A 21,652-nucleotide genomic window follows, 5' to 3' on the forward strand; every position below is an offset into this window, starting at 1 on the left:
GGTCCGGCGCTCCTTTACCCAGACCCTGTTCGCCTCTGCCGGCCGACCGCGGAGGGCGGCGCTGTTGGCGGCGGCCACAGGAAACCCCAAGAGCTTTCGGATAAGCGAATGAACGATGCTGTTCTACCGGTCGCCTCACGGATCGACCTTTCATTTGACCACGGCAAGGGCTGCTGGCTCTACACCGCCAGCGGCGAGGCGTACCTCGATTTCGCGTCGGGGATCGCCGTCAGCTCCCTGGGGCACAGCCATTCGCATCTGGTGCGGGAGCTCAAGGCGCAGGTCGGAAAGCTCTGGCACACGTCGAACACGGTGAGGATCCCCGAGGGGGAGCGCCTGGCGCAGCGTATGGTCGACAACAGCTTCGCCGAGGTCGTCTTCTTCGCTAATTCCGGCGGCGAGGCGAACGAGGCCGCGGTTAAGATGGCGCGCCGGTTCCACACGACCTTCGGCCGGCCGGATCGCTATCGGATCGTCACCTTCGAGGGCGCGTTCCACGGCCGGTCCCTGGCGATGATTGCCGCGACAGGACATCCGCCCTATCTTGACGGCTTCGGTCCGAAAGTGGACGGCTTCGATCAGGTGCCTTTCGGCGATTGGGCGGCGCTCGAGGCGGTCATCACCCCGCAGACTGCCGCCGTGATGATCGAGCCGATCCAGGGCGAAGGCGGCCTGCGGGTCATTCCTGCCGAAGGTCTCCAGCGGTTGCGCGCCCTTTGCGACGAGAGGGGCCTGTTGTTGATCCTCGACGAGGTGCAGTCGGGCGTGGGTCGCACCGGCCGATTCTTCGCGCACGAATGGAGCGGCATCACGCCCGATATCGCCACCGTCGCCAAGGGGATCGGCGGAGGTTTTCCGATGGGCGCATGCCTGGCGACCCGCCGTGCGGCCGTCGGGATGACGCTTGGATCGCATGGCACCACCTTTGGCGGCAACCCGCTTGCAATGGCCGCCGGCAATGCGGTGCTCGACATCTTGCTGAACGACAGCTTCATGGAGCGTGTCGAACGCCGGGGGCGCGAACTGAGAGGGCGCCTGGATGAGCTGCATCGCCTGTACGGCGACTTGATCGGCGAGATCCGGGGCGAAGGTCTGTTGCAGGGCTTCAAGGCCGGGATTGACGCGGGGCAATTCGTCACCGCGCTTCGCAACGAGGGCCTGATTGCGCTTGCCGCGCGTGACAACGTCGTTCGATTTGCGCCGCCCCTTATCATTACCGGCAAGGAGATCATCAACGCCTGCACGCGGATCGAGGCCGCCTGCAAGGCCCTGCGGCAGGGAGCGGACAGCGTGCTGGCTGCGGAGTAACGCAATGAGCCGCTTCTGGAGTCCGCACGTCGCGACGTTGACGCCCTATAAGGCCGGCGAGCAGCCGGCCGATCCCGATGTGCTGAAGCTGAACACCAACGAGAACCCCTACGGGCCTTCGCCGCGTGCGATTGCAGCGATTGCGCTGGCGCTTGATCAATCCCTGGGCCTCTACCCCGAGCCGACCGCCATGCGGTTTCGCTTGGCTGTGGCGCAGCATCACGGCGTCGATCCGGCAGAGGTCTTCGTCGGAAACGGCTCCGACGAGGTGTTGGCGCATACGTTTCAGGCGCTGCTCAATCACCAACGCCCGCTGCTGTTTCCGGACATCACCTACAGCTTCTATCGCACCTATTGCGCGCTTTATGGCATCGCCTTCGTCGAAGTGCCGCTCGATCGGGATTTCCGGATCAGGGTCGAGGGTTTCAGGCGCCCCTGCGGCGCGATCATTCTTGCGAACCCCAATACACCGACGGGGATCGCTATGCCGCTCGCGGATATCGAAACCCTGTGCTCGGAACATGGCGACCAGGTCGTGGTGATCGACGAGGCCTATGTGGCGTTCGGTGCCGAGAGCGCGATCCCTCTAACACGAACCTGTCCCAATCTGCTGGTGGTCCAGACACTGTCGAAATCGCATGGCCTGGCAGGGCTTCGCGTCGGCTTCGCGGTCGGACAGGCGCCGCTGATCCAGGCGCTTGAACGGGTCAGGGACAGCTTCAACTCCTATCCGGTCGATCGGCTGGCGCAGGCCGGTGCCGTCGCGGCCTGGGAGGACCGGGAGTGGTTCGAGCGGCACCGGGACCTGATCATCGAGAACCGGGAGTATCTCGGCTCGGCGCTGCGGGAGGCCGGGTTCGAAGTGCTTTCTTCCGCTGCCAATTTTCTCTTCGCCCGACATCCGAAGCGGGACGGAGCCGAGCTTGCCGCGGCGTTGAAGTCCCGAGGCGCCGTTGTCCGTCACTTTCCGGGCGTGCGGACGGGCAATTATCTGCGCATCAGCATCGGAAGCCGGCCGGATTGCGATCGGTTGCTCGCCACCATGGCCGATATCCTCGACTGATTGCGGACACCTGAGACATGTGCGGCCCAGCCGTCTTCTCGCAACCGGTTCTCCTGACCGGCCGGTTTAACGCGCATTGTTCGAATGGGCGCGTCGCAGCATCGTCGCAGATACTGGCCGTCCCGATCTCGACTATGCATGCAAGGACACGGATTTGGCGGGAATAAAGCTTCCTGACAGTAATGTTGCCGTCCTGTTGGACATCGACGGAACCCTTATGGACAGCGTTACCAGCGCCGAAGTAGTGGTTGTCGATGACGGCTTGCGCGGGTTGGTGGGCGATCTTCACGACGCGGTGGATGGAGCGCTTTGCCTGGTTACGGGCCGCTCATTGCGACAGGTCGATGAGATTTTCGGGGATCTGGAACTTCCGACATTCGGCCTTTTCGGCCTCGAGCGTCGCGTCGCCCGACATGGGACGAATGAGATTTCGAGCACGCCGCCAAGCCTCCCGGCCGCTACGCATGAGGTGATAGAACGCCTCAAGACCCATGCCGGTCTGATCTTTCAGCCGAAAGGCGCGGTGTTCGCCGTGGATACACGGTTTGCTCTTGCCGCTAAACCCGATGTCGAACAAGCGCTTGCAGCGGCTCTGCCGGTCGCAGGGGACGACTATATGGTCATTATCGGCCATCGGGTTTGCGAGTTGGCGCCGAAGCGTGCCCTGAAGGGAAAGGCAATTGAAGCACTGATGAACGTCGCGCCTTTTCGTGGTCGTGTTCCTCTGTTCATCGGCGACGATGCGCCCGATGAAAGCGGATTCGAAGTCGTCAATGGAATGGGCGGCATATCGATCAGGGTGAATCCGCAGGGGCCGACGGCAGCGCGCTACACGATGCAGGGCACAGCCGAAGTCAGGCTTTATCTAGAAAGCCTGCTGAAGCAGTGTCGAAACCGAAGGTCTGAAGGCGTGTCTGCGGTCAAGGAAGGCTTGGCGCGGTAAGGACACCTGCCGACATCTTGCGATTAAGGGCCAAAGAAGCATTACGTGGGATCGATCTGACATGGGGCTGCTTCGGGCATGAGCGACTTTCCATCGGATGTCGTGGCGTATAGCCGCTCGCCTGAATTCGATCAGGGTACATTGCCGTCGGCGCTGCGCCGGCAGCACAGCACCAAGCCGTGAACCTGGGCGCTAATCCACGTTCTTGTAGGGCGGCTCACCTATCGCATCTATGATCCGCCGAGCGAGGTGGTGCTTGAGCCGGGGACGCCGGGGGTCGTTCGGCCTGGTCAACCGCATGAGGTTTCACCGGAAACGACGCCAATGCGGATGTTCGTCGAGTTCTATGCCAAGAAGCCGGATTAGAAACAGAGCCTCTCGGGCTGGTGCTGGCGCAGCGAAGTGCGCGCGAGGTTATAGCTCGACCCTACGGCACGGCGCGGGCGACTGCAGCCTTGGCGTCGCTAGAGATCCAGGGTGAGCAGGTCTTTCGCTCGCGAGACGCAAGGAATGAAACGATTGCGCTGAGCATCCGGGCTCAGCACGGCGTCCAGGTGGATGGGCTCGCCATCGATATAGCCGCACTCACAGGTTCCGCAAACGCCGCTTTCGCACGACGCCGATAGGGGGACACCCGCTTCGCGCAGCACAGTGAGCGCTGAAGCATCAGCCGGCACTTCGAGCACTTGACCGGTCGAGCGGAGCTTCAGCGAAAAGGGCTGCGGCACGAAGTTCTCGTCATAGGCCCGCTGGAATGCTTCATAATGCACAGTGCCTTCGCGCCATCCGACGGTGGCGGTGCGGATGGCGTCCATGAAGCCAGGCGGGCCGCAGTAGTAGAGATGGGCCTTCAGGCGCGGTGTGGCGAGCAGACCCGTCAGGTCGGCGCGCGTCTCCGGTTCGTCGTCGATATGCAGATGCACAGCGTCGGAAGGCAGTCGTCACGCAGGGGGGCCAGTGAGCGGCTGCGCGTGAAATAGTGCAGCTCGAACTTGTGTCCGGCCGAATGCAATGAACGAGCCATCGCCAGCAACGGCGTTATTCCAATCCCGCCGGCCATCAGGATATGGGAGTCCGCCTCCGACGACAGGCCGAAATGTTGGCGCGGCGCCGATACGGGCAGTTCCTGCCCGATGACGACATTGTCGTGGAGCCAGTTCGATCCTCCGCGCCCGCCGCTCTCGCGCTTCACGGCGATCAAGTATCGCGACCGGTCTTGAGGATCGCCGAAGAGCGAATATTGCCGGACACGTCTATCGGGCAGGTGCACATCGACATGCGCGCCCGGCGCAAAGCTGGGCAATAGGGAACGGCGGGGATGACGCAACGCCAGGACGCGCACGTCACCCGGCTCGTTGCGAACCTCGGCCACGCGCATTTTCATGATCAGTGCGTATTTCACTGAACACGGACAGTGATTTCATTAAATCGCGTGTTGCGATTTCACTAAAGTGCGGACAGTTTTTGGCGTCTCGTTTTCAGGCCTGTCCTTTGATCATTGTCAGTTGTTTTCGTGATTGAAGCCTGGCGCGGCGTCAATGCCGGATTTTGCCTTTCGCATGCTATCCCCCTCTAAATTGATGCGATGAGCATTGTGGACGACGCGGTCCAGTATCGCATCGGCGACCGTCGCATCCCCAATCAGGTCGTGCCAGGTATTCACAGGAACTTGAGCGGTGATGAGTGTCGACCTTCGTTGGTATCGCTCTTCGATGATTTCAAAGAGATGGAAACGCTGCTGATCGTTGAGCGTGTGGGTGGCGAAGTGGTCAAGTATCAGCAACTGGACCTTCATCAGACGGTTCATGAGCCTTGGATAGCGACCGTCCAGCTTGGCCATGGCGAGGTCTTCGAAGAGACGGGGCGCACGAACATAGAGAACCGTGTGGTCGTGTCGGGCAGCCTGACGTCCCAGCGCACAGGCCAGCCACGACTTGCCAGTGCCAGTCTTCCCTGTAACGATCAAATTCTCATGGTTCTTAAGCCATTGTCCCTGCGCCAGCGCCATTGTCGCCCGTCGGTCGAGATTACGGGCCGCATGGAAGTCGATATCTTCAACACTGGCTTCCGGAAAGCGCAGCTTTGCCGCCACCAGACGCGCCGTCAGCCGTTTATCGGCGCGCACGGCGATCTCCCGGTCGAGCATGAGGCCCAGCCACTCTTCCTTCTCCATCGCCCGGGCTTCGGGTTGCTCCGCCAATTCTCGCCAGGCGGCTGCCATGCCTGACAAACCGAGCGTGTACATGTGGTCAAGCGTTGGATTGGTCAACATTGTCATTCCTTCTTTCTGTGGGTTGGCGATGCTGACAGACTTCGTTTCGTGCTGTCAGCTCGATCGATGAAGCCTGAGGCCCCTGGGGCGAGAAGCTTTCCACATTGCGTAGCGCCTCAGGGGCTTCAGGCAGGACGCCAGCGTTATTGCCAGCGATTTCAATGGTAATAGCCGCGACCGCGAATGTTGGAATGAGTGGGCAGCGGCTTGCCGGTTTCCATGACCGTGCCCGCCCGGTCGAGCCCGGACTGAAGAATGGAACGAACCGACGTATACGTCAGCGCATTGATGACAAGCGCCCGCTCGCAGGCGGCATCAAGGCGGTCGTGTTCATAGCGTCGGGCAAGGGAGAGGATGCCAAGCGCTGCGCGATATCCCTGTTCCGGATGTGGTTTGTCGCGGATGACCCGTTCGACAAAAATTCCTGTATTGGTGCTGATGCCGTTGGCCTGCCGGATCAGGCTTGCCGCGCTCATTCCGGCATGCCGCTGATGGGATTTGGGCATATGTTCTTTCACCGTGACGTGTCCGTTGCGCTCGGAACGGCGGCGATGGGACGCGACGCGCTTATGGTTGAAGAATATTTCGACCATCCGATGCGTCAGGCGCACGGTGATCATTTTGCCGATCAACTGATGCGGCACGGAATAGAAGGTCTTTGCCACCTCGACGTGGTAGTCGGGATGGACCTTGGCTGATTTCCACTCCGCATATTCGAAGTCTGTCGCCGGTAGCGGCTTTAGAGCCTCGCGCTCTATCTCTTCGAACAACTGACGGCGGGTTTTGTCGTAATGACGCATGACGCGACCATTGAGGTCTTCAAGAAGACCGGCAATGGCGATATTCAGATCCTCCAGCGAGAAGAAGGTCTGGTTGCGAAGCCGTGCCAGAATCCAGCGTTCTGCGATTAAAACCGCGCCCTCAATTTTGGCCTTGTCCCGGGGCTTTTTTACCCGCGTTGGCAAGATTGTCGTGCCGTAATGTTCACTAAAGGCTTCAAATGTCGCGGTGATCGTCGGCTCAAACCACAGGGCAACCGCGACACCTGACTTGAGATTGTCGCAGACAATGGCCTTCGTAACACCACCAAAATAGTTCAGCGCCCGTTTTTGCCCTTCGATCCAGTCCGGCAACTTCTGGCTCAGGCTGGCATAGGAGAAGGTCAGATTGGATGCCGGAAGAACGGCGACAAAAATCTGCACCTGACGGACCTCTCCGGTCTGTGGATTAACGATCGGTACCGTCTGGCCCGCATAGTCGGTCTGCATCGTCGCTCCGGCCTCATGCCGGTTGCGATAGGTTGCAGATGTCTTGCGTTCAAAAGCTGCAAACCGGGTCGCAAACCACGTAAAGCCGTAACCGTTCGGATGAACTGCGCGATATTCCTGCCATAACAGCGTCAGCGTCACACCCTTGCGCTTCAATTCTCGCGCAACGTAGGCAAAATCTGGAGCCTGCGTGTCCCGAGGTGGCCGACCCGTTCGTTTGAACACCACTTTCTCGAGATGCGCGTCATCGTCATAGGCCACAGGCAAAGGCCAGCTGCAGAGACCCGCTTCACGGGCCCTGTACAAATAGGTGGAAACAGTGGTCTTCCCCATTCGAAGACGTTCTGAAACCTCTCGAACAGATAAGCCCTGTTCAAAGGTCAATCGCAAAATAGATCGAATATCCCTCATCGTAATGCGTCTCGCTTGCTTCCGCTTCGGCATGGCCTCTCCTGACTAAAATCAAGAAGAAATCACGCTCAAACGGCGCCCGCAAAACTTGCGCCAAAACTGTCCGCACATTTGTGAAAACGCTGTCCGCGACTTAGTGAAATCCGCGATCGCTCTTTACTGAAAAACCTGTCCCGTAATTAGTGAAACACGCAATCAGTCGGGGCTTCCCATATCTCAACCTTCCAGCGGTACGATGGGATCGCCGGGACGGATGATCCCGCCGACCTCGATCGCACAATTCAGGCCGGAGCGATTCAGCAAGGCCTCGGAGAGACGGGGAATGCCGAGCAAATCCTCAATATATTTGCAGGGGAAGTTGAGGCGGGCGCCGTACAGCACCGTCTCACCGACCCGGAAGCGGCGGCCCACGAGATGGTTGACCGGCACGCCGATCGTGGTCAGGTTTCGACGATGGTCCTCGGGGGCGAGCTGCGCCTTGATGCCGGGCATTTTCGGCTCGCCCTGGGCCAGCGCCTCGAGCACCTCCATCTCGATCAATGTGACTTCGCGAATATCCGGCTTCGGCGAATAGGTGCCGGTCCCGAAAAAGTACCGGTCGCCTTCAATTCCACAGTCGGGAACCAACCTTGCTTCCGACAGCTCTTCCATCTCGTAGGAGGCCGCAGTCGCGATATGGATATGCGCCAGACGGCCAGACCAGGTTGCCGGAGAGGAAGTCGGATTGATGGCTGACGGCTTTGCGATCTGCAATTTCTTGTCCACCCGGAGTTCACATGCGATGCGGACCGTCGGACCGACAAAGCGCCGCATCATGGCTTCTGACATAGGGGGCGCAGGAGTTTGCGCCCCCTATCTCGGTCACGCGTTCTGAGATGAGCCGTCCCTGATCTTCTCTTCCAACATCTCGAGCCTGTCCTGCCCCCAGAACAGCTCGCCATCGAACACATAGGAGGGCGAGCCGAATACGCCTGCGCCGACGGCTGCGTCGGTAAAGCGTCGATATGATGCATCCACGTCCGGTTTTGCCGCCTCGGCAAGGACGGCCTCGGCGTTGAACCCCAATTCGATTAGGATGCGGTGAAGTTCGTCTGGATCGGAGATGTCGCGCTCGCCGCACCATTCGGCCCGAAGAATCGCCTGGTGCAGGGTAGCGACCGGAAGTCCCATGCGGTCCGCCGCTATGAAGATGCGGGAGGCCTCCCCGGCGTCCGGGCACATGTATTTGGGCGTCGGGTTGACCTCGATCCCAAGCTTGCGGCACCAGCGTTGCAACTCGATGATCCGGTAGGCTTGCCGCTCCGGCGCGCGCTGGCCAAGGAGCTGTCCGCCCGTTCGTCGATAGACATCCGGCAGATCGACCGGCATCCAGTTGATCCGCAACTCATGATCCTCGGCGATCCGCACAAGGCGATCGGCGCCGAGATAGGCCCAATCGGAGTTCAGCCAGAAATAATAGTCGATGTGGCGGGGGCCCGTCATGTCTGTGCTCCTTGTGGAGCGCTGTTCGTCGCCGAGAAACGCGAGGGACCATGCATCAACAGGGCACTGATAATGGCGATGATACCGAGCGCGCTGAGATACCAGACGATGTAGCGCGGGTTGCCGTCACCCAGCGCCAGCAAGGAGGTCGCGACGATCGGAGCAAGACCGGCGCCGATTGCGGCCCCGATCTGGACGGGCATCGAAAGCCCGGTGTAGCGCACCTCCGGTGGGAATTGCGCCGAGAACAGCCCAGCCTCAGGTCCCCACATGGCAGAGTAGACGACACCGATCGCGATCACCACGGCCAAGGTGATCATGAACGGATCCAGCGTCTGGAGCATGCTGAAGTAGAAGGGTGCGAAGACCGGGATGCCTATGGCCCCGGCGATAAAGACCCATTTGAAGCTGAACCGGTCTCCGAGCACGCCGAAAAGCGGCATGGTGAACAGCGCGACCACAGCGGCCCAAACGGTGGCGTTGAGCATGACGGTCCGGCTGATGCCGAGCGTGACCGTGGTATAGGCCAGTGAATAGGTCACGACGGTGTAAAACCAGGTCGTCTCCGCGAGCTTGCCCCCCACGAGCAGCAGCGCTTCCTTGGGGTACTGGCGCAAAACCACGAGAACCGGGGCTTTCACCTTCTCGCCCTTGGATTCCATGCGCTCGAAATCGGGAGATTCGGCGACCTTCATCCGGATGAACCAGCCGACCGCCAGCAACAGGATGCAGGCCACGAACGGAAGACGCCAGCCCCAGGCCAGCATGTCAGCCTCTGGCAGCAAGGCCACCCAGCCCATGGCGAGCGAAGACAGGATGAGGCCGGCTGCGACGCCCACCTGGGGAAGACTTCCGAAAAAGCCCTTCTTGCCTTCGGGCGCATGCTCCACCGCCATGAGGATCGCGCCGCCCCATTCGCCGCCGACGGCAAGGCCCTGGCAGATGCGCGCGAAGACGAGAAGCACGGCAGCCCAATAGCCGATCGTGTCGTAGGACGGGATGAGCCCGATGATGACGGTAGGCAAGCCCATGAGGAGCAGCGTCAGGATCAACATGGACTTGCGCCCGATCCGGTCGCCGTAGTGGCCGAACACAATTCCCCCCAGGGGACGTGCGAAGAAGCCGACGGCGTAGGTCGCGAAGGCCGCAAGCGTGCCGGTGATCGGATCGATCGCCGGAAAGAAGATTTTGTTGAAGACCAGTGCCGCGGCGGTGCCATACAGAAAGAAGTCATACCACTCGATCGTGGTCCCCATCATGCTGGCGATGCCGGCTGTCACATACTGCTTTTTTCTCCCCGGCTGCGAGGCAGCCGCTGTCGTCGGGCTTTCTGAACTCATGTCATATCCTCCCAATTTGTGTTGATTGTCCGCGTCGATTCGAGCGCGCGGATAAGCAGAGCCGGGCGCGTTGAGCGCCCGGCCTGATTTTTCTTCAGCGCGTGAGGGGCGCCGGGACTGCAGCGTGCGTCTGCCGGCACCAGTAGTCGAAGGTGGCGTTCACGATCGACGGCTTCAGCAGATAGTCATGCGCTTCCTTGGCGAGCGTAGCGTCCACCGGCGTCAGCGGCCCGAAGACACGGGCGCGGATCTGCATGCGGGCGGCCCGTTCGAGGTAGACCGAAAGATAGGTCGCCTCCTCGACCGATTTTCCGGCAGTCAGATAGCCATGATGGGCGAGGATGATGGCCCGTTTGTCGCCGAGCGCTTCGGATATCAGCACGCCTTCATGGTCGGCGATCGGCACGCCCGGCCAGTCGCCGAGAAAGGCGCAGTCATCGTGAAGCGGCGTCATATCCATCTGGGAGATGACGAGGGGTTGGCGCGCCGCCGCCAGTGCCGAGGCCCAGGGAGAATGCGTGTGGATGAGGGAGTTCACGTCGGGGCGCGCATCATAGACCCAGAGATGAAAGCGTGTGGCCGGATTCGCCATGCCTTCGCCGGTTAGTGTATTGAGATCGCGGTCGACCTCGATGAAGTCCTCAGGGGTCGCCTCGTCGAAGCCGAGGCCGAATCGAAGCGTCCAGTAAGCGTTCGGCGTCTCCGACCGAAAGCTGATCTGACCGGCGAGGCCGGCTTCCTGTCCAGTCATCGCGAGAATCTTGCAGGCGTATGCCAGTGTTTCCTTGTCGCTACGCGTTTTCTTCTTGAGGTGCTGCGACATCTCGCGCGTTGCGCGATCGTCAAAATATTCCTTTGCTCTGAGTTGTTCGTTCATTGAGAATTCTCCCTAGGCTCGATTTATATTGTGCCGAGGGGAGTATGAGGGCGGGCCGGCCCTCAAGCCATGACGCTGAGCTCATAGGAGAAATGAGGAAATCGTCGTCAGCCGTTAGAATGCGGCTGAGCTGTCGCGACCTCGATGAGCGCGCTGACCAGCGGAGACGGCTTTCGATCCCTCCGCACGATCGCCACCACTCGCCGGCGCATGATCGGCCGAGCGATCGTCAGCTTCCGCAGACCGTACTCGGCCAGCAGCCTGTCAGGAATTTGCTTGGGCAGAATGCACGATCCCACACGGGACGCGACCATGCGGAGCATGGCGTCTATGGTTTCGGCTTCCCCGACGAGCTCGGCCTTGACCCCGCTGGTTTGGAGCATCTTGGCGAGGGCGTAGTGGGCGGGGAAGGCCACGAGGCGGACGCAGGTGGTTGTCAGATCCAATCCATCGGACAGAGTGTCTTCGGTGGCGCAGATCAAGCACATCTCGTCTTCAAAGAGCTCGGTTGCCGAAAAGATGTCGGTGTCCACGGCCGAGTCGTAGACCAGCCGCAGATCCGCTCGACCGCTCTCCACCAGCGCTACGACCTCGGGTGAGCTTCTTCCCATCAGCGACAGGTTCACATTCTGATGCTTGCTGACGAAGCTCGCGACGATGTCGCCCATGAAATAGTAGCTCAGGGTGTGAATGACGGCCAGGCGGACCTGGCCTTCGCTGACGCCTTCCCGATCGCGGATGGCCTCTATGACCTCGTCGATCGAGCCGTAAGCCGTCCGGGCGATTTGCAGCAGCTTGTTCCCCGCCGCCGTGAGTTCGACGCCGCGCCCCGTGCGAAAGAACAATGGCTTGCCGAGATGGTCCTCAAGCGCGGCCAACTGACGGCTCACGCCTGACTGGGTCAGGTCGAGCGCGTCGGCCGCCTTTGAGAGGGACTTCAGCTCGGCAAGTTTGACGAAGTTGCGCAGCAGCCGATCAGGACTGTCCACCATGAGAACCTCCCGACCGCTTGTTGCGATTTCCATAGATGGTGCGGCGACGATGTTATCGGTTTTGCGCGGCGAAACTAGACTCATTCCAATGTGGTGGCGAAGCGCCACCCGATCGGGCCCTTGGACACTCCCGGCCTCGCAGGTTTTCGCGGACCGCCTCTGTCGAACCCGCCGCTCAAACCCTAATGCGTAGGCCTTCTGCCAGGCGATGGCCCCGAGACGATATCCAGCAAGCTGGTGATGCGGCGGTTGAATGACAGCGTGCCTAGCCTTGGTGACGACAATAGAGCCGGCCGCCCGAGGCGGTCTCATCTGCGCCAGGAGGCTTGCATGATGGCTGAAGACGGATCGGCGGGCGGTTTTTCGGGGAATTGACACCGGAGCCGGCAGATCCGCTCCTATCGCTGATCGGGCTCTACAACGCCGACCCGCGCCCGACCAAGCTCGATCTCGGCGTGGGTGTCTATCGGGATGGAAACGGCCTTACCCCGATCTACCGCGCTGTCAAGAGAGCCGAGCAACGGCTGGTCGATAATCAATGCAGCAAAGCCTATCTCGGACCGGAAGGTGACCCCGAATTCGTCCGGCTAATCGGCCGGCTTGCCTTCCGGAGCGGGGCGAAGGATCTTGCGGGACTGCAGACCCCCGGCGGCGCGGGGGCGCTGAGGATGGCGGCCGGTCTTATCGCCAGGGCGCGACCGGGGAGCACGATCTGGCTGGGATCGCCGAGCTGGCCCGCCCATGCGCCGATCTTTGCGGCCGAGGGGCTCGTGGTGCGAACCTATCGGCACTTCGACCCCACAACAGGGGCGTTCGCCTTTGACAACCTCCTGGACGCTATCGCGGGGGCGGATGCGAGAGACATTTTTCTCCTGCATGGCTGTTGCCACAATCCGTCCGGCGCCGATCCCGATGAATCGCAGTGGCGGGAAGTGGCTCGGCGGATAGCGGCAAAAGGCGTTTTGCCCTTCGTGGACCTCGCCTACCAGGGTCTCGGCCGTGGGCTTGATCAGGATGCAGCGGGTGCCAGACAAGTCCTCTCGGCTGTCGATGAAGCCGTGATCGCCTATAGCTGCGACAAGAATTTCTCGCTCTATCGGGATCGGACGGGGGCTGTGTTCGTCAAGGCTGGCGATGCTGTCGCGGCAGCGCGATCGAACCTGCACGCCCTGGCGCGCCACATGTGGTCCATGCCACCGGACCACGGTGCGGCGGCGGTCCGCATCGTTCTGCAAACGCCGGAACTGGAAGAGGATTGGCGCAACGAACTGGCAGGTGTGCGCAAACGGCTCGATTGCGGAGCGACAAACAACGTGAGAGTTCAGCGTCAATCAGGATGAGAATGCCGACGGATTGGAACGCAGGGAGGGCGTAGCCCTACCGGAGTTTCAATCCGTCGGCGGCGCGCTCTTTTCGGGTGCGTTTGTCTGGTGGTCGCGGTTGGCCTGGTATTCCGGTGGTTTTTCCGATTGGGGGAATCGCCTTGTGCCCGGCTGCCACGTAACCGATCACCAGATGAGGCTCTACATGAAGCTTAGACAGACCAGCACGACCGCCGTCGCGGCAGCGAAGGCGTCGATCAGTGTCGCCACGGCCTATCGCATCGAGAGCGATCCGAGATTGCCGTCGCAGAAGAAGGTGCCGCGAGGTCGGCGACGTCCCGATCCGCTTGCGGATATTTTCCACGCGGAGGTGGTTCCGTTGTTGAAGGCGGCACCGGGTATCCGTCCTGTCGCCATCTTCGAGGAGATGCTGCGGCGGCATCCCGAACTGGGCAGCGGCATCCGCCGAACATTGGAGCGGCGCGTCCGCTCCTGGCGGGCCATCCACGGCGAAGAACAGGAGGTCATCTTCCGCCAAGCCCATGCGCCGGGTCGCGTCGGCCTGTCGGATTTCACCGACATGGCCAGTCTCGCCATCACGGTTGCAGGCCAGCCCCTCGATCACCGGCTCTATCATTTCCGGCTCGCCTATTCCGGTTTCGAGCACGCCCATGTCGTCCTCGGCGGCGAGAGTTTCGTGGCGTTGGCGGAAGGCCTGCAGAACGCGCTGTGGCTGCTTGGTGGTGCTCCCCATGAACATCGCAGCGACAGCCTGTCGGCCGCGTTCCGCAATCTCGACAAGGAGGCGCGCGAGGATCTGACACGCCGCTACGAGGAGTTTTGTGCCCATTACGGCATGACGCCGACCCGCAACAATCGCGGCATCGCTCACGAGAATGGCTCCGTCGAGGGGCCGCATGGTCATCTCAAACGGGCGATCGAGGATGCGTTGCTGCTAAGAGGTTCGCGCGATTTCGACGACCTGGCCACCTACCGCCGCTTCATCGACGAGATCGTCAGCCGCTGCAATGCCCGCAATTCCAAGCGCATCGACATTGAACGTTCAGAACTGAAGGAACTGCCCGACCGTCGCACCACCGACTATGAGGAAGTCACCGTCCGCGTCACGTCGGCGGGTGGTTTCACGCTGCGCAAGGTGTTCTACACCGTGCCCTCGCGCCTGATCGGCCACCGGCTCAGGGTGCGCCTTTACGACGATCGGCTGGATGTCTTCATCGGCGGCACGCATCTGACGACACTGCAGCGAGGGCGCGCGTCACGGTCCGGCAAGCACGACCAGGTCGTCAATTATCGCCACGTCATTCATTCGCTGCGCCGCAAGCCGATGGCGCTGCTGAACCTCGTCTATCGTGACCAGCTGTTTCCGCGCGAGGCCTACCGGCGAACCTTCGATCTTCTCATCGAGCGCCTGCCGGAACGACAGGCCTGTCGCATCATGGTCGAGCTACTCTCCATCGCCCATGAGCGCGGCTGCGAGAGCGAACTGGCCAATCAGCTCTCCCAATGCATCGAAGCCCGGCTGCTGCCTGACATGACCGCCTTGCGGGAACGGTTCGCACCCGATCCCGCACAGCTGCCGAACGTCATCGTGCGCCTCGGGACGCTCGATGCCTACGAGACGCTGATCGGCACCCGTCAGACCGGAGACGCAGCATGAAGGAGAACATCGTCGATGCCGCGAAGCTGAGCCTGCTCCTCAATGAACTGCGCCTGCCGGCGAGCAAGGTGATCTGGCCGCAATTTGCCGAACAGGCCGATAAGGAGGGCTGGCCTGCCGCCCGCTTCCTGGCCGCACTCGCCGAGCATGAACTGGCCGAACGCGACCGCCGCCGCATGGAGCGTCATCTCGCCGAGGCCCGCCTCTTGCCTGGAAAGACACTCGACACCTTCGAATTCGAAGCTGTGCCGATGATCTCCAAGGCCCAGGTCATGGCGATCGTCGCCGGCGACAGCTGGCTGGAGAAAGGAGCCAACCTGCTCCTGTTCGGCCCGCCCGGCGGCGGCAAGAGCCATCTCGCCTCGGCCATCGGCCTGGCGCTCATCGAGAACGGCTACAGGGTGCTCTTCACCAGAACCACCGACCTCGTCCAGAAGCTGCAGGTCGCTCGCCGTGAGCTGGCGCTCGAGAGCGCGCTCGCCAAGCTCGACAAGTTCCACCTGCTGATCCTCGACGATCTCGCCTACGTCACCAAGGACCAGGCCGAGACCAGTGTGTTGTTCGAGCTCATCAGCGCCCGCTATGAGCGGCGGTCGACGCTGATCACCGCCAACCAGCCCTTCGGCGCATGGGAGAAGATCTTCCCCGATCCCGCCTTGACGCTCGCCGCCGTCGACCGCCTCGTTCACCACGCCACCATCTTCGAGATGAACGTCGAAAGCTACAGGCGGCGCGAAGCTGTCGAGCGCAGGAGCGGCCCAGGGCGACCGGCGTCATATGCGACTCCCGCCAACATCGCTCCTGATTGACGCTCCGCGACAAACAATCTGAGAAAGGCTCTTGCGCGCGGCAATCAATGCCGCAATCATCACCATCGCCGCGACACCAGATTCTCATCCAGATTGTCGCGCGCTTCTCTCCAAGATTGTCGCGCTATACTCGATTCCGTCCGGCGCGCATTGGCCGTCGCGGATGCCCGTCTTGCCTATCTTGTGTCCAAGAACGGGCTGTTCGCTCTGCTGCCGCTGTCGCCGCAACATGTCGAGGCCATGCGGCGGGATCACGGAATCTATATGGCGGGTTCGGGACGGATTAACGTCGCCGGGCTGACCGAGGCAAACGTGCCGCAGTTTGTCGAGGCGCTCAACGCCGTGCTCGCAAACACCGTCAGCCGATAATTCTGTGGGGAAGCGCTACAGGCTGTCGCTCGTGATCGGCGTGATGGTCAGGGTATCGAGCTTGCGATCGAAGGCGATGGCGAGCCGGAATGAGTGGGCCACACGCAAGGCCCTGTCCATGAACAGCGCCGCGACGTCCGGCGGGCACCGGTGGTCGGCCGTCTGCTTGAAGAGGGACAGCCATCGCCTGAAATGCGCCTCTTCCAGCTCGGGGATGGCCAGATGCGCGGGTAGAGGACTTCCTTCGTATCGTCCGGTGTGGAGCAGCATCCCGGACCAGAAATCGCACATGCTGGCGAGATGGCGCGGCCATTGATCCGCGGCGATCACCCGATGGAATATCGGCCCCACCAGGTCATCGTCGCGGATGCGGCCGTAGAAGGCGTGGATCACGTCCTCGATCATCGCTTCATCGAGCGTCTCCGGCAGCGGCCTGCCGTCGATGAGGATCGTGCGTTGGGGTGCTTCTCTGCCTTTCATCCTTGCGTTCCTTATGCGGCCGATCGTGTCGAGCTGTGTTGGGCCTTCTCGGGCGAGAGCACCGAGGCCAGATCCTTGTCGCCGCGACCCGAGATGTTGACGATCACGACATGGTCCTTCGGCCGCGACCCTGCGACCTCGGGCAGTCGCGCCAGCGCGTGGGCCGCCTCCAGCGCCGGTATGATGCCCTCGACACGCGAGCATAGACGGAAGGCCTCCAGCGCCTCGGCATCGGTCGCCGAGAGGAAGGTAACGCGGCCGATGTCATGCAGCCAGGCGTGCTCGGGCCCTATGCCGGGATAGTCGAGCCCGGCCGAGATCGAGTGGGCCTCCTGGATCTGGCCGTCCTCGTCCATGAGCAGGTAGGTGCGGTTGCCGTGAAGCACGCCAGGGCGGCCACCGGCGATCGCCGCCGCATGGGCGCTGTCCAGGCCGAGACCCGCGGCCTCGACGCCGAAGATGGCGACGTCGGGATCGTCCAGGAACGGATGAAAGAGGCCCATGGCGTTCGAGCCGCCACCGATGCAGGCGAGCAGCGCATTGGGCAGGCGGCCCTCGGCCTCGAGGACCTGCTGGCGCGTCTCGTCTCCGATGACCGCCTGAAAGTCGCGCACCATCATCGGATAGGGGTGCGGGCCGGCGACCGTACCGATGCAGTAGAAGGTGTCCGTCACATTGGTCACCCAGTCGCGCAGGGCCTCGTTCATGGCGTCCTTGAGCGTGGCCGAGCCGGAATGCACCGGACATATCTCGGCCCCGAGAATTCGCATCCGGGCCACATTGGCTTCCTGACGGGCGACATCGACCGCGCCCATATAGACGACGCAGTCGAGCCCGAAGCGGGCGCAAAGCGTCGCCGCGGCGACGCCGTGCATGCCGGCGCCGGTCTCCGCTATGACCCGCCGCTTGCCCATTCGGCGCGCGAGCATGATCTGTCCGAGCACGTTGTTGACCTTGTGCGCGCCGGTGTGATTGAGGTCCTCGCGCTTGAAATAGATCTTCGCGCCGCCGAACCGCTCGGTCAGGCCTTCGGCGAGGTAGAGCGGCGACGGGCGGCCGACGAAGGTCTTGAGATGCGCCTGCATCTCCGTCTGAAACGCGGGATCGCCACGCGCCTCTTCGTAGGCGCGTTGCAACTCGTGGATCAGGGGCATCAGCGTCTCGGAGACGAAGCGGCCGCCATATATGCCGAACTTGCCGTTCTCGTCGGGACCATGGCGCAGCGAGTTCAGTCCGGCCGCACTCATGACAGAAGAATCCGCCGCGCCCGTGCCAGGGCCTCGATCAGTGCGTCGATTTCGGCCCGGGTGCTGTAGAGGCCGAAGGAGGCTCGGCAGGAAGAGCTCGTGCCGAGCCGGGTGAGCAGCGGCGAGGCGCAGTGTGTACCGGCGCGTATGGCGACGCCGGCGCGATCGACGATGGTCGCCACGTCATGGGCGTGGGCGCCCTCGAGATTGAAGGCGACGATCGAACCCTTGTGCTCAGCGCGACCGTAAATCTGGATGCCGCCGAAGTCGTCGAGCCTGGCATGGGCGTAGTCCTTGAGGGCCGTCTCATGGGCCAGAATGGCCTCGCGACCGAGCGCCGACACGTAGTCGAGGGCGGCGCCGAGACCGGCCGCCTCGATGATCGGCGGCGTGCCTGCCTCGAAGCGATGCGGGGCGTGATTATAGGAGACGCCCTCCTTGGTGACGGTTTCGATCATCTCGCCACCGCCCTCGAAGGGCGGCAGCCTTTCGAGCCACTCCATGCGTCCATAAAGCACGCCGATGCCGGTCGGGCCGTAGACCTTGTGGCCGGTGAAGCAATAGAAGTCGGCGCCGAGTTCCTGCACGTCGAGCGGCAGGTGGACCGCGCCCTGGGCGCCGTCGACGACAAGGGGGATGTCACGGGCCCGGCACAGGGCCGCGATCTGCTCGATCGGCGTCACCGTGCCGAGCACGTTCGACATATGGGTAATCGACACCACCTTGGTGCGCGGCGACAGCAGCGCCTCCAGCGCCTCGACGATCAGGTTGCCGTCATCGTCCACCGGCGCCCAACGGATCACCGCACCGTGCCGCTCGCGCCAGAAATGCCATGGCACGATGTTGGAATGGTGCTCCATTTCAGAGAGGATGATCTCGTCGCCTTCGCCGAGCTGCAGGTAGCGTCCGAGGGACGACGCGACGAGGTTGAGCGCACCGGTCACCGAACGGGTGAAGATGACTTCCTGCGGCGAGGCTACATTGAGGTAGCGACGCGCCGTCTCGCGCGCACCTTCATAGATCTCGGTGGAACGATTGGCGAGGAAATGCAGCCCGCGGTGGACGTTGGCGTAGTCGTTCTCGATCAGATCGACCATCGCGCGCGTCACCGATCGCGGCTTCTGCGCCGAGGCGGCCGAATCCAGATAGACGAGAGGCAGGCCGTTGACCTCGCGCTTCAGAATGGGGAAATCGGCTCTGACGGCTTCGATGTCATAAGGTGCGGCGGTGTGCTTCATGGTGTCCTTCGCCCGGCGTTCGTCGGTCGCGGGGCGCCCGGGCCACGGCCGCAGCAATTGGGGTTATCGAACACACCTAGCCGATCGCCGCCAGTACGCGCAGAACCGGTTTCGCGAAGTCGGCTGGGCCGCTCGGTGCGATCCGTGCGGAATTCGGCTGCGACGATCGTCAGAGGGCCGCGATGACGGTCGCGGCGACCCGCTCGGCGTCCGCTTCGCTCATATAGGGGTTCATCGGCAGGGAGAGGACCTGGCTACACAAGGCTTCGCTGACGGCGAGCGGCGGCGGACCGCCGTCTATGGAGCGCTGATGCGTGGCACGATAGGCCGGTTGTCGGTGGAGAGGCTTGGGGTAATAGACCCCAAAGCCGATGCCCTGCGCCGAGAGCGCCTCCTGCACCCGGGTCCGAGCCACGGTGTCTGGCAGGTGGATGGTATAGAGCCCGTAGGCGTTGACGGCGCCGGGCTGCGCCTGCTGGAGCCCCACTTTGCCTCTCAAGGCCGCATCATACACGGCGGCGACGCGGCGTCGTTGCAGCAACTCGTCTTCGAGCAGGTCCATCTTGGCGGCGAGGATCGTCGCCTGGATCGTGTCGATGCGCCCGTTGACGCCGGTTCGCTCGACTTCGTAGCGGGTATTCCCTTCGCCGTGGGACCGGATCTTGCGGTAGAGATCGGCACGGGCCGCATCCTCGGTGAGGATGGCGCCGGCATCTCCGAACGCGCCCAGGGTCTTGGTGGGAAAGAACGAGAGGGTGGTCGCATGGGCGTGGCGACCGATCCTGCGTCCGTCGAGCTCGGCGCCAAAAGCCTGCGCGGCATCGTCGAGCGCGAACATCTGCTCGCGCGCGCAGATCGCCTCGATCGCCGGCCAATTGAGCGGCAGACCGAACAGATCCGCGCCGATGACGGCCCGCGGTCGCAGCCGCCCCTCCTTCTTGACGAGATCCAGGCGGCGTTCGAGATCTTCGACACTGAGATTAAAGGTCTTGATCTCGACATCGACAAAGACCGGCGTCGCCCCCAGAACTAGCGGCACCTCGGCCGTGGCCGTATAGGTGAAGGCGGGAAGGAACACGGCGTCACCCGCTCCGATTCCTTCGGCCATCAGCGCGATCTGCAAGGCGTGGGTGCCCGACGAGACGCCGACAGCATGGGCGCACCCGGCGAAGTCGGCGAGCTTTCCTTCAAGCTCGCTCACCGCCGGACCGTTGATGAAGACCCCGGAATCGATGACGGCGGCGATGCGACGGTCGATCTCCGGGCGCAGTAGGGAAAGCTGTTTTTTCACATCGAACAGGGGAATGGCATGCATGGTCTTCCGTCCAATCGCGGTAAGGAGCGACTATTCGCGAAGCTCCTGCATTTCTTGAAATCATCCTTGGTGTCGATGTGTAACCGCGCGCCGAATTCTTCAGTGTTTCGGACGAATCGCTAATCGACATAAATGCGCCGATAGCGCATGCCGAGACTGGTCAAGATCTCGTAGTTGATGGTGCCTGCGTCGCTGGCGAGGTCTTCGGCCGACTGGTGTGGCCCGAGAATTTCGACATAGGCGCCGGGCCTGATCTTGTCGGGCGGCACGTCGGTGGCGTCGACGGTGAGGCTGTCCATCGAGACGCGTCCGATGACGCGCAGCCGGTGCTCGCCGAGCCAGATCGCGCTGCGATCGCTGGCAAATCGCAGAAAGCCGTCGGCGTAACCGACCGAGACGGTCGCGACGCGTGTGTTGCGCCGGGCGCGGAAGGTCCAGCCATAGCCGACCATAGCACCGGGGCTGACGGTTCGGAGCTGGACGATCCGTCCATAAACTCCGACTGCCGGTCTGAGCCGCGGCATCTTGGGCGAGACGACAAGGCCGTAAAGTGCGGCGCCCGGTCGGCAAAGATCGAAATGGTAGGAGGGGCTGAGGAAGATGCCAGCGGAATTCGCCAGCGATCGCGGGGCCTCAGGCAGGTCCTGTGCTGCTGCCCTGAACGCGGCGAGCTGCAAGGCGTTGCCTGGATGTTCGGGCTCGTCGGCGACGGCGAGATGGCTCATCACCAGCTTGATGTCCAGTCGCGCGATGAGTTCCGGGTTCGCCTTGAGCACCTGCAATTCGTCGGCGGGGAGGCCCATCCGGGACATGCCCGTGTCGATCTGCAAGGCGGCGCCGATGCCGGTTGCTGCCGCGCCGGATCGTTCTGCCCAGGCGACAGCCTGATCGAGACTGTTGAGCGCCGGACGAATGCCCGCCGCCGCGCACAGGCTCTCGCTGCCGGGCATGATGCCGTGGAGGACATGGATCGCTGCATCGTCTGGAAGAAGAGGCTTGAGGGCGAGCGCCTCGGACAGCAAGGCGACGAAGAAGTCCCGGCACCCGGCGGCATAAAGCGCCGGGGCCACGCGGTTGATGCCCAGCCGATAGGCATCTGCCTTGAGCACCGCACCGCAACGGCTGGGCGCGACATGAGCGGCGATCGTGCGGTAATTGGCGCGGATGGCGGAAAGCGAGATCCGGAGCACCCCGTTGCCGGCGCCTTCCGCGCCCGCGATCTGGAACGTTGCGACGTT

Annotated in this window: 22 protein-coding genes; 8 read left to right on the top strand and 14 right to left on the bottom strand. The window is 62.4% G+C overall.

Features of this window, described 5'->3' with window-relative positions:
- Positions 1-108: 108 nt before the first annotated feature.
- From CQZ93_RS25115 to CQZ93_RS27335, 4 genes are all read left to right on the top strand, one after another.
- Positions 109-1,308 carry an aspartate aminotransferase family protein gene (locus CQZ93_RS25115; RefSeq protein ID WP_105545342.1) on the top strand — a complete coding sequence of 400 codons (1,200 nt, stop codon included), beginning with the start codon at positions 109-111 and terminating at the stop codon, positions 1,306-1,308.
- 4 nt (positions 1,309-1,312) lie between these two features.
- Positions 1,313-2,371, top strand: coding sequence for a histidinol-phosphate transaminase (gene hisC / locus CQZ93_RS25120; protein ID WP_105545343.1), 1,059 nt, complete (start codon positions 1,313-1,315; stop codon positions 2,369-2,371).
- A 76-nt stretch (positions 2,372-2,447) separates the two neighbouring features.
- Entirely contained in the window at positions 2,448-3,314 is an 867-nt protein-coding gene (gene otsB / locus CQZ93_RS25125) for a trehalose-phosphatase (protein WP_105545344.1), read from the top strand.
- Positions 3,315-3,509: 195 nt separating this feature from the next.
- On the top strand, positions 3,510-3,680 hold the full coding sequence (locus tag CQZ93_RS27335; protein WP_210201143.1) for a TehB-like domain-containing protein: 171 nt from the start codon (positions 3,510-3,512) through the stop codon (positions 3,678-3,680).
- A gap of 98 nt (positions 3,681-3,778) precedes the next feature.
- On the opposite strand, the gene CQZ93_RS27160 is transcribed toward CQZ93_RS27335, so the two are convergent.
- The 9 genes from CQZ93_RS27160 to CQZ93_RS25170 form a co-directional block, all read right to left on the bottom strand.
- The gene (locus CQZ93_RS27160; RefSeq protein ID WP_286154305.1) at positions 3,779-4,237 is read right to left on the bottom strand and encodes a flavin reductase family protein; all 459 of its coding nucleotides are present in this window, start codon (positions 4,235-4,237) and stop codon (positions 3,779-3,781) included.
- Complete coding sequence (locus CQZ93_RS27165) at positions 4,192-4,698, bottom strand: ferredoxin reductase (protein WP_286154306.1); 507 nt, start codon at positions 4,696-4,698, stop codon at positions 4,192-4,194. Before CQZ93_RS27165 ends, CQZ93_RS27160 begins: the two co-directional genes overlap by 46 nt.
- Before the next feature lie 117 nt (positions 4,699-4,815).
- Positions 4,816-5,586, bottom strand: a complete 771-nt coding sequence (istB, locus tag CQZ93_RS25140; protein WP_105545324.1) for an IS21-like element helper ATPase IstB — start codon at positions 5,584-5,586, stop codon at positions 4,816-4,818.
- Between the two features lie 158 nt (positions 5,587-5,744).
- Positions 5,745-7,298: an IS21 family transposase gene (istA, locus tag CQZ93_RS25145; protein WP_105545323.1), complete on the bottom strand. Its 1,554-nt coding sequence runs from the start codon at positions 7,296-7,298 to the stop codon at positions 5,745-5,747.
- Positions 7,299-7,481: 183 nt separating this feature from the next.
- Positions 7,482-7,916, bottom strand: coding sequence for an MOSC domain-containing protein (locus CQZ93_RS25150; RefSeq protein WP_105545520.1), 435 nt, complete (start codon positions 7,914-7,916; stop codon positions 7,482-7,484).
- 210 nt (positions 7,917-8,126) lie between these two features.
- The gene (locus tag CQZ93_RS25155; RefSeq protein ID WP_105545345.1) at positions 8,127-8,747 is read right to left on the bottom strand and encodes a 2-hydroxychromene-2-carboxylate isomerase; all 621 of its coding nucleotides are present in this window, start codon (positions 8,745-8,747) and stop codon (positions 8,127-8,129) included.
- Positions 8,744-10,087 (bottom strand): MFS transporter, encoded by a 1,344-nt coding sequence (locus CQZ93_RS25160; protein WP_210201135.1) that lies wholly within the window; start codon positions 10,085-10,087, stop codon positions 8,744-8,746. The genes CQZ93_RS25155 and CQZ93_RS25160 overlap by 4 nt, the downstream gene beginning before the upstream one ends.
- A gap of 94 nt (positions 10,088-10,181) precedes the next feature.
- A complete protein-coding gene (locus CQZ93_RS25165; protein ID WP_105545346.1) occupies positions 10,182-10,964 on the bottom strand; it encodes an aldolase in 783 nt (260 codons plus the stop codon).
- 107 nt (positions 10,965-11,071) lie between these two features.
- Complete coding sequence (locus CQZ93_RS25170) at positions 11,072-11,956, bottom strand: LysR family transcriptional regulator (RefSeq protein ID WP_286154307.1); 885 nt, start codon at positions 11,954-11,956, stop codon at positions 11,072-11,074.
- 371 nt (positions 11,957-12,327) lie between these two features.
- Here CQZ93_RS25170 and CQZ93_RS25175 point away from each other — a divergent pair, with 371 nt between their 5' ends.
- The 4 genes from CQZ93_RS25175 (at position 12,328) to CQZ93_RS26500 (ending at position 16,134) form a co-directional block, all read left to right on the top strand.
- Entirely contained in the window at positions 12,328-13,296 is a 969-nt protein-coding gene (locus CQZ93_RS25175; RefSeq protein ID WP_181153529.1) for an aminotransferase class I/II-fold pyridoxal phosphate-dependent enzyme, read from the top strand.
- Positions 13,297-13,441: 145 nt separating this feature from the next.
- Positions 13,442-14,956: an IS21 family transposase gene (gene istA / locus CQZ93_RS25180; protein ID WP_105545523.1), complete on the top strand. Its 1,515-nt coding sequence runs from the start codon at positions 13,442-13,444 to the stop codon at positions 14,954-14,956.
- Complete coding sequence (gene istB, locus CQZ93_RS25185; protein ID WP_105545348.1) at positions 14,953-15,765, top strand: IS21-like element helper ATPase IstB; 813 nt, start codon at positions 14,953-14,955, stop codon at positions 15,763-15,765. The genes istA (CQZ93_RS25180) and istB (CQZ93_RS25185) overlap by 4 nt, the downstream gene beginning before the upstream one ends.
- 93 nt (positions 15,766-15,858) lie before the next feature.
- Positions 15,859-16,134, top strand: a complete 276-nt coding sequence (locus tag CQZ93_RS26500) for an aminotransferase class I/II-fold pyridoxal phosphate-dependent enzyme (protein ID WP_181153531.1) — start codon at positions 15,859-15,861, stop codon at positions 16,132-16,134.
- Between the two features lie 15 nt (positions 16,135-16,149).
- On the opposite strand, the gene CQZ93_RS25195 is transcribed toward CQZ93_RS26500, so the two are convergent.
- The 5 genes from CQZ93_RS25195 to alr form a co-directional block, all read right to left on the bottom strand.
- Positions 16,150-16,614: a group III truncated hemoglobin gene (locus tag CQZ93_RS25195; protein WP_105545350.1), complete on the bottom strand. Its 465-nt coding sequence runs from the start codon at positions 16,612-16,614 to the stop codon at positions 16,150-16,152.
- An 11-nt stretch (positions 16,615-16,625) separates the two neighbouring features.
- Positions 16,626-17,861 (bottom strand): tryptophan synthase subunit beta, encoded by a 1,236-nt coding sequence (gene trpB / locus CQZ93_RS25200; RefSeq protein ID WP_105545351.1) that lies wholly within the window; start codon positions 17,859-17,861, stop codon positions 16,626-16,628.
- Positions 17,858-19,099, bottom strand: coding sequence for a cysteine desulfurase (locus CQZ93_RS25205; RefSeq protein ID WP_105545352.1), 1,242 nt, complete (start codon positions 19,097-19,099; stop codon positions 17,858-17,860). The genes trpB and CQZ93_RS25205 overlap by 4 nt, the downstream gene beginning before the upstream one ends.
- A gap of 169 nt (positions 19,100-19,268) precedes the next feature.
- Complete coding sequence (locus tag CQZ93_RS25210; protein WP_105545353.1) at positions 19,269-20,414, bottom strand: DegT/DnrJ/EryC1/StrS family aminotransferase; 1,146 nt, start codon at positions 20,412-20,414, stop codon at positions 19,269-19,271.
- Positions 20,415-20,533: 119 nt separating this feature from the next.
- Entirely contained in the window at positions 20,534-21,634 is a 1,101-nt protein-coding gene (gene alr / locus CQZ93_RS25215; protein WP_105545524.1) for an alanine racemase, read from the bottom strand.
- Positions 21,635-21,652: the final 18 nt, after the last annotated feature.

The sequence above is a fragment of the Ochrobactrum vermis genome, from assembly GCF_002975205.1.
GTDB lineage: Bacteria > Pseudomonadota > Alphaproteobacteria > Rhizobiales > Rhizobiaceae > Brucella > Brucella vermis.

Coding starts and splice junctions, on each gene's coding strand:
- CQZ93_RS25205 (WP_105545352.1), bottom strand. CDS start 19,099: ATGAAGCACACCGCCGCACCTTATGACATCGAAGCCGTCAGAGCCGAT.
- trpB (WP_105545351.1), bottom strand. CDS start 17,861: ATGAGTGCGGCCGGACTGAACTCGCTGCGCCATGGTCCCGACGAGAAC.
- istA (WP_105545323.1), bottom strand. CDS start 7,298: ATGCCGAAGCGGAAGCAAGCGAGACGCATTACGATGAGGGATATTCGA.
- CQZ93_RS25115 (WP_105545342.1), top strand. CDS start 109: ATGAACGATGCTGTTCTACCGGTCGCCTCACGGATCGACCTTTCATTT.
- CQZ93_RS25165 (WP_105545346.1), bottom strand. CDS start 10,964: ATGAACGAACAACTCAGAGCAAAGGAATATTTTGACGATCGCGCAACG.
- CQZ93_RS27165 (WP_286154306.1), bottom strand. CDS start 4,698: ATGAAAATGCGCGTGGCCGAGGTTCGCAACGAGCCGGGTGACGTGCGC.
- hisC (WP_105545343.1), top strand. CDS start 1,313: ATGAGCCGCTTCTGGAGTCCGCACGTCGCGACGTTGACGCCCTATAAG.
- istB (WP_105545348.1), top strand. CDS start 14,953: ATGAAGGAGAACATCGTCGATGCCGCGAAGCTGAGCCTGCTCCTCAAT.
- istB (WP_105545324.1), bottom strand. CDS start 5,586: ATGTTGACCAATCCAACGCTTGACCACATGTACACGCTCGGTTTGTCA.
- CQZ93_RS25160 (WP_210201135.1), bottom strand. CDS start 10,087: ATGAGTTCAGAAAGCCCGACGACAGCGGCTGCCTCGCAGCCGGGGAGA.
- CQZ93_RS25170 (WP_286154307.1), bottom strand. CDS start 11,956: ATGGTGGACAGTCCTGATCGGCTGCTGCGCAACTTCGTCAAACTTGCC.
- CQZ93_RS25150 (WP_105545520.1), bottom strand. CDS start 7,916: ATGGAAGAGCTGTCGGAAGCAAGGTTGGTTCCCGACTGTGGAATTGAA.
- CQZ93_RS25155 (WP_105545345.1), bottom strand. CDS start 8,747: ATGACGGGCCCCCGCCACATCGACTATTATTTCTGGCTGAACTCCGAT.
- CQZ93_RS25210 (WP_105545353.1), bottom strand. CDS start 20,414: ATGCATGCCATTCCCCTGTTCGATGTGAAAAAACAGCTTTCCCTACTG.
- CQZ93_RS25195 (WP_105545350.1), bottom strand. CDS start 16,614: ATGAAAGGCAGAGAAGCACCCCAACGCACGATCCTCATCGACGGCAGG.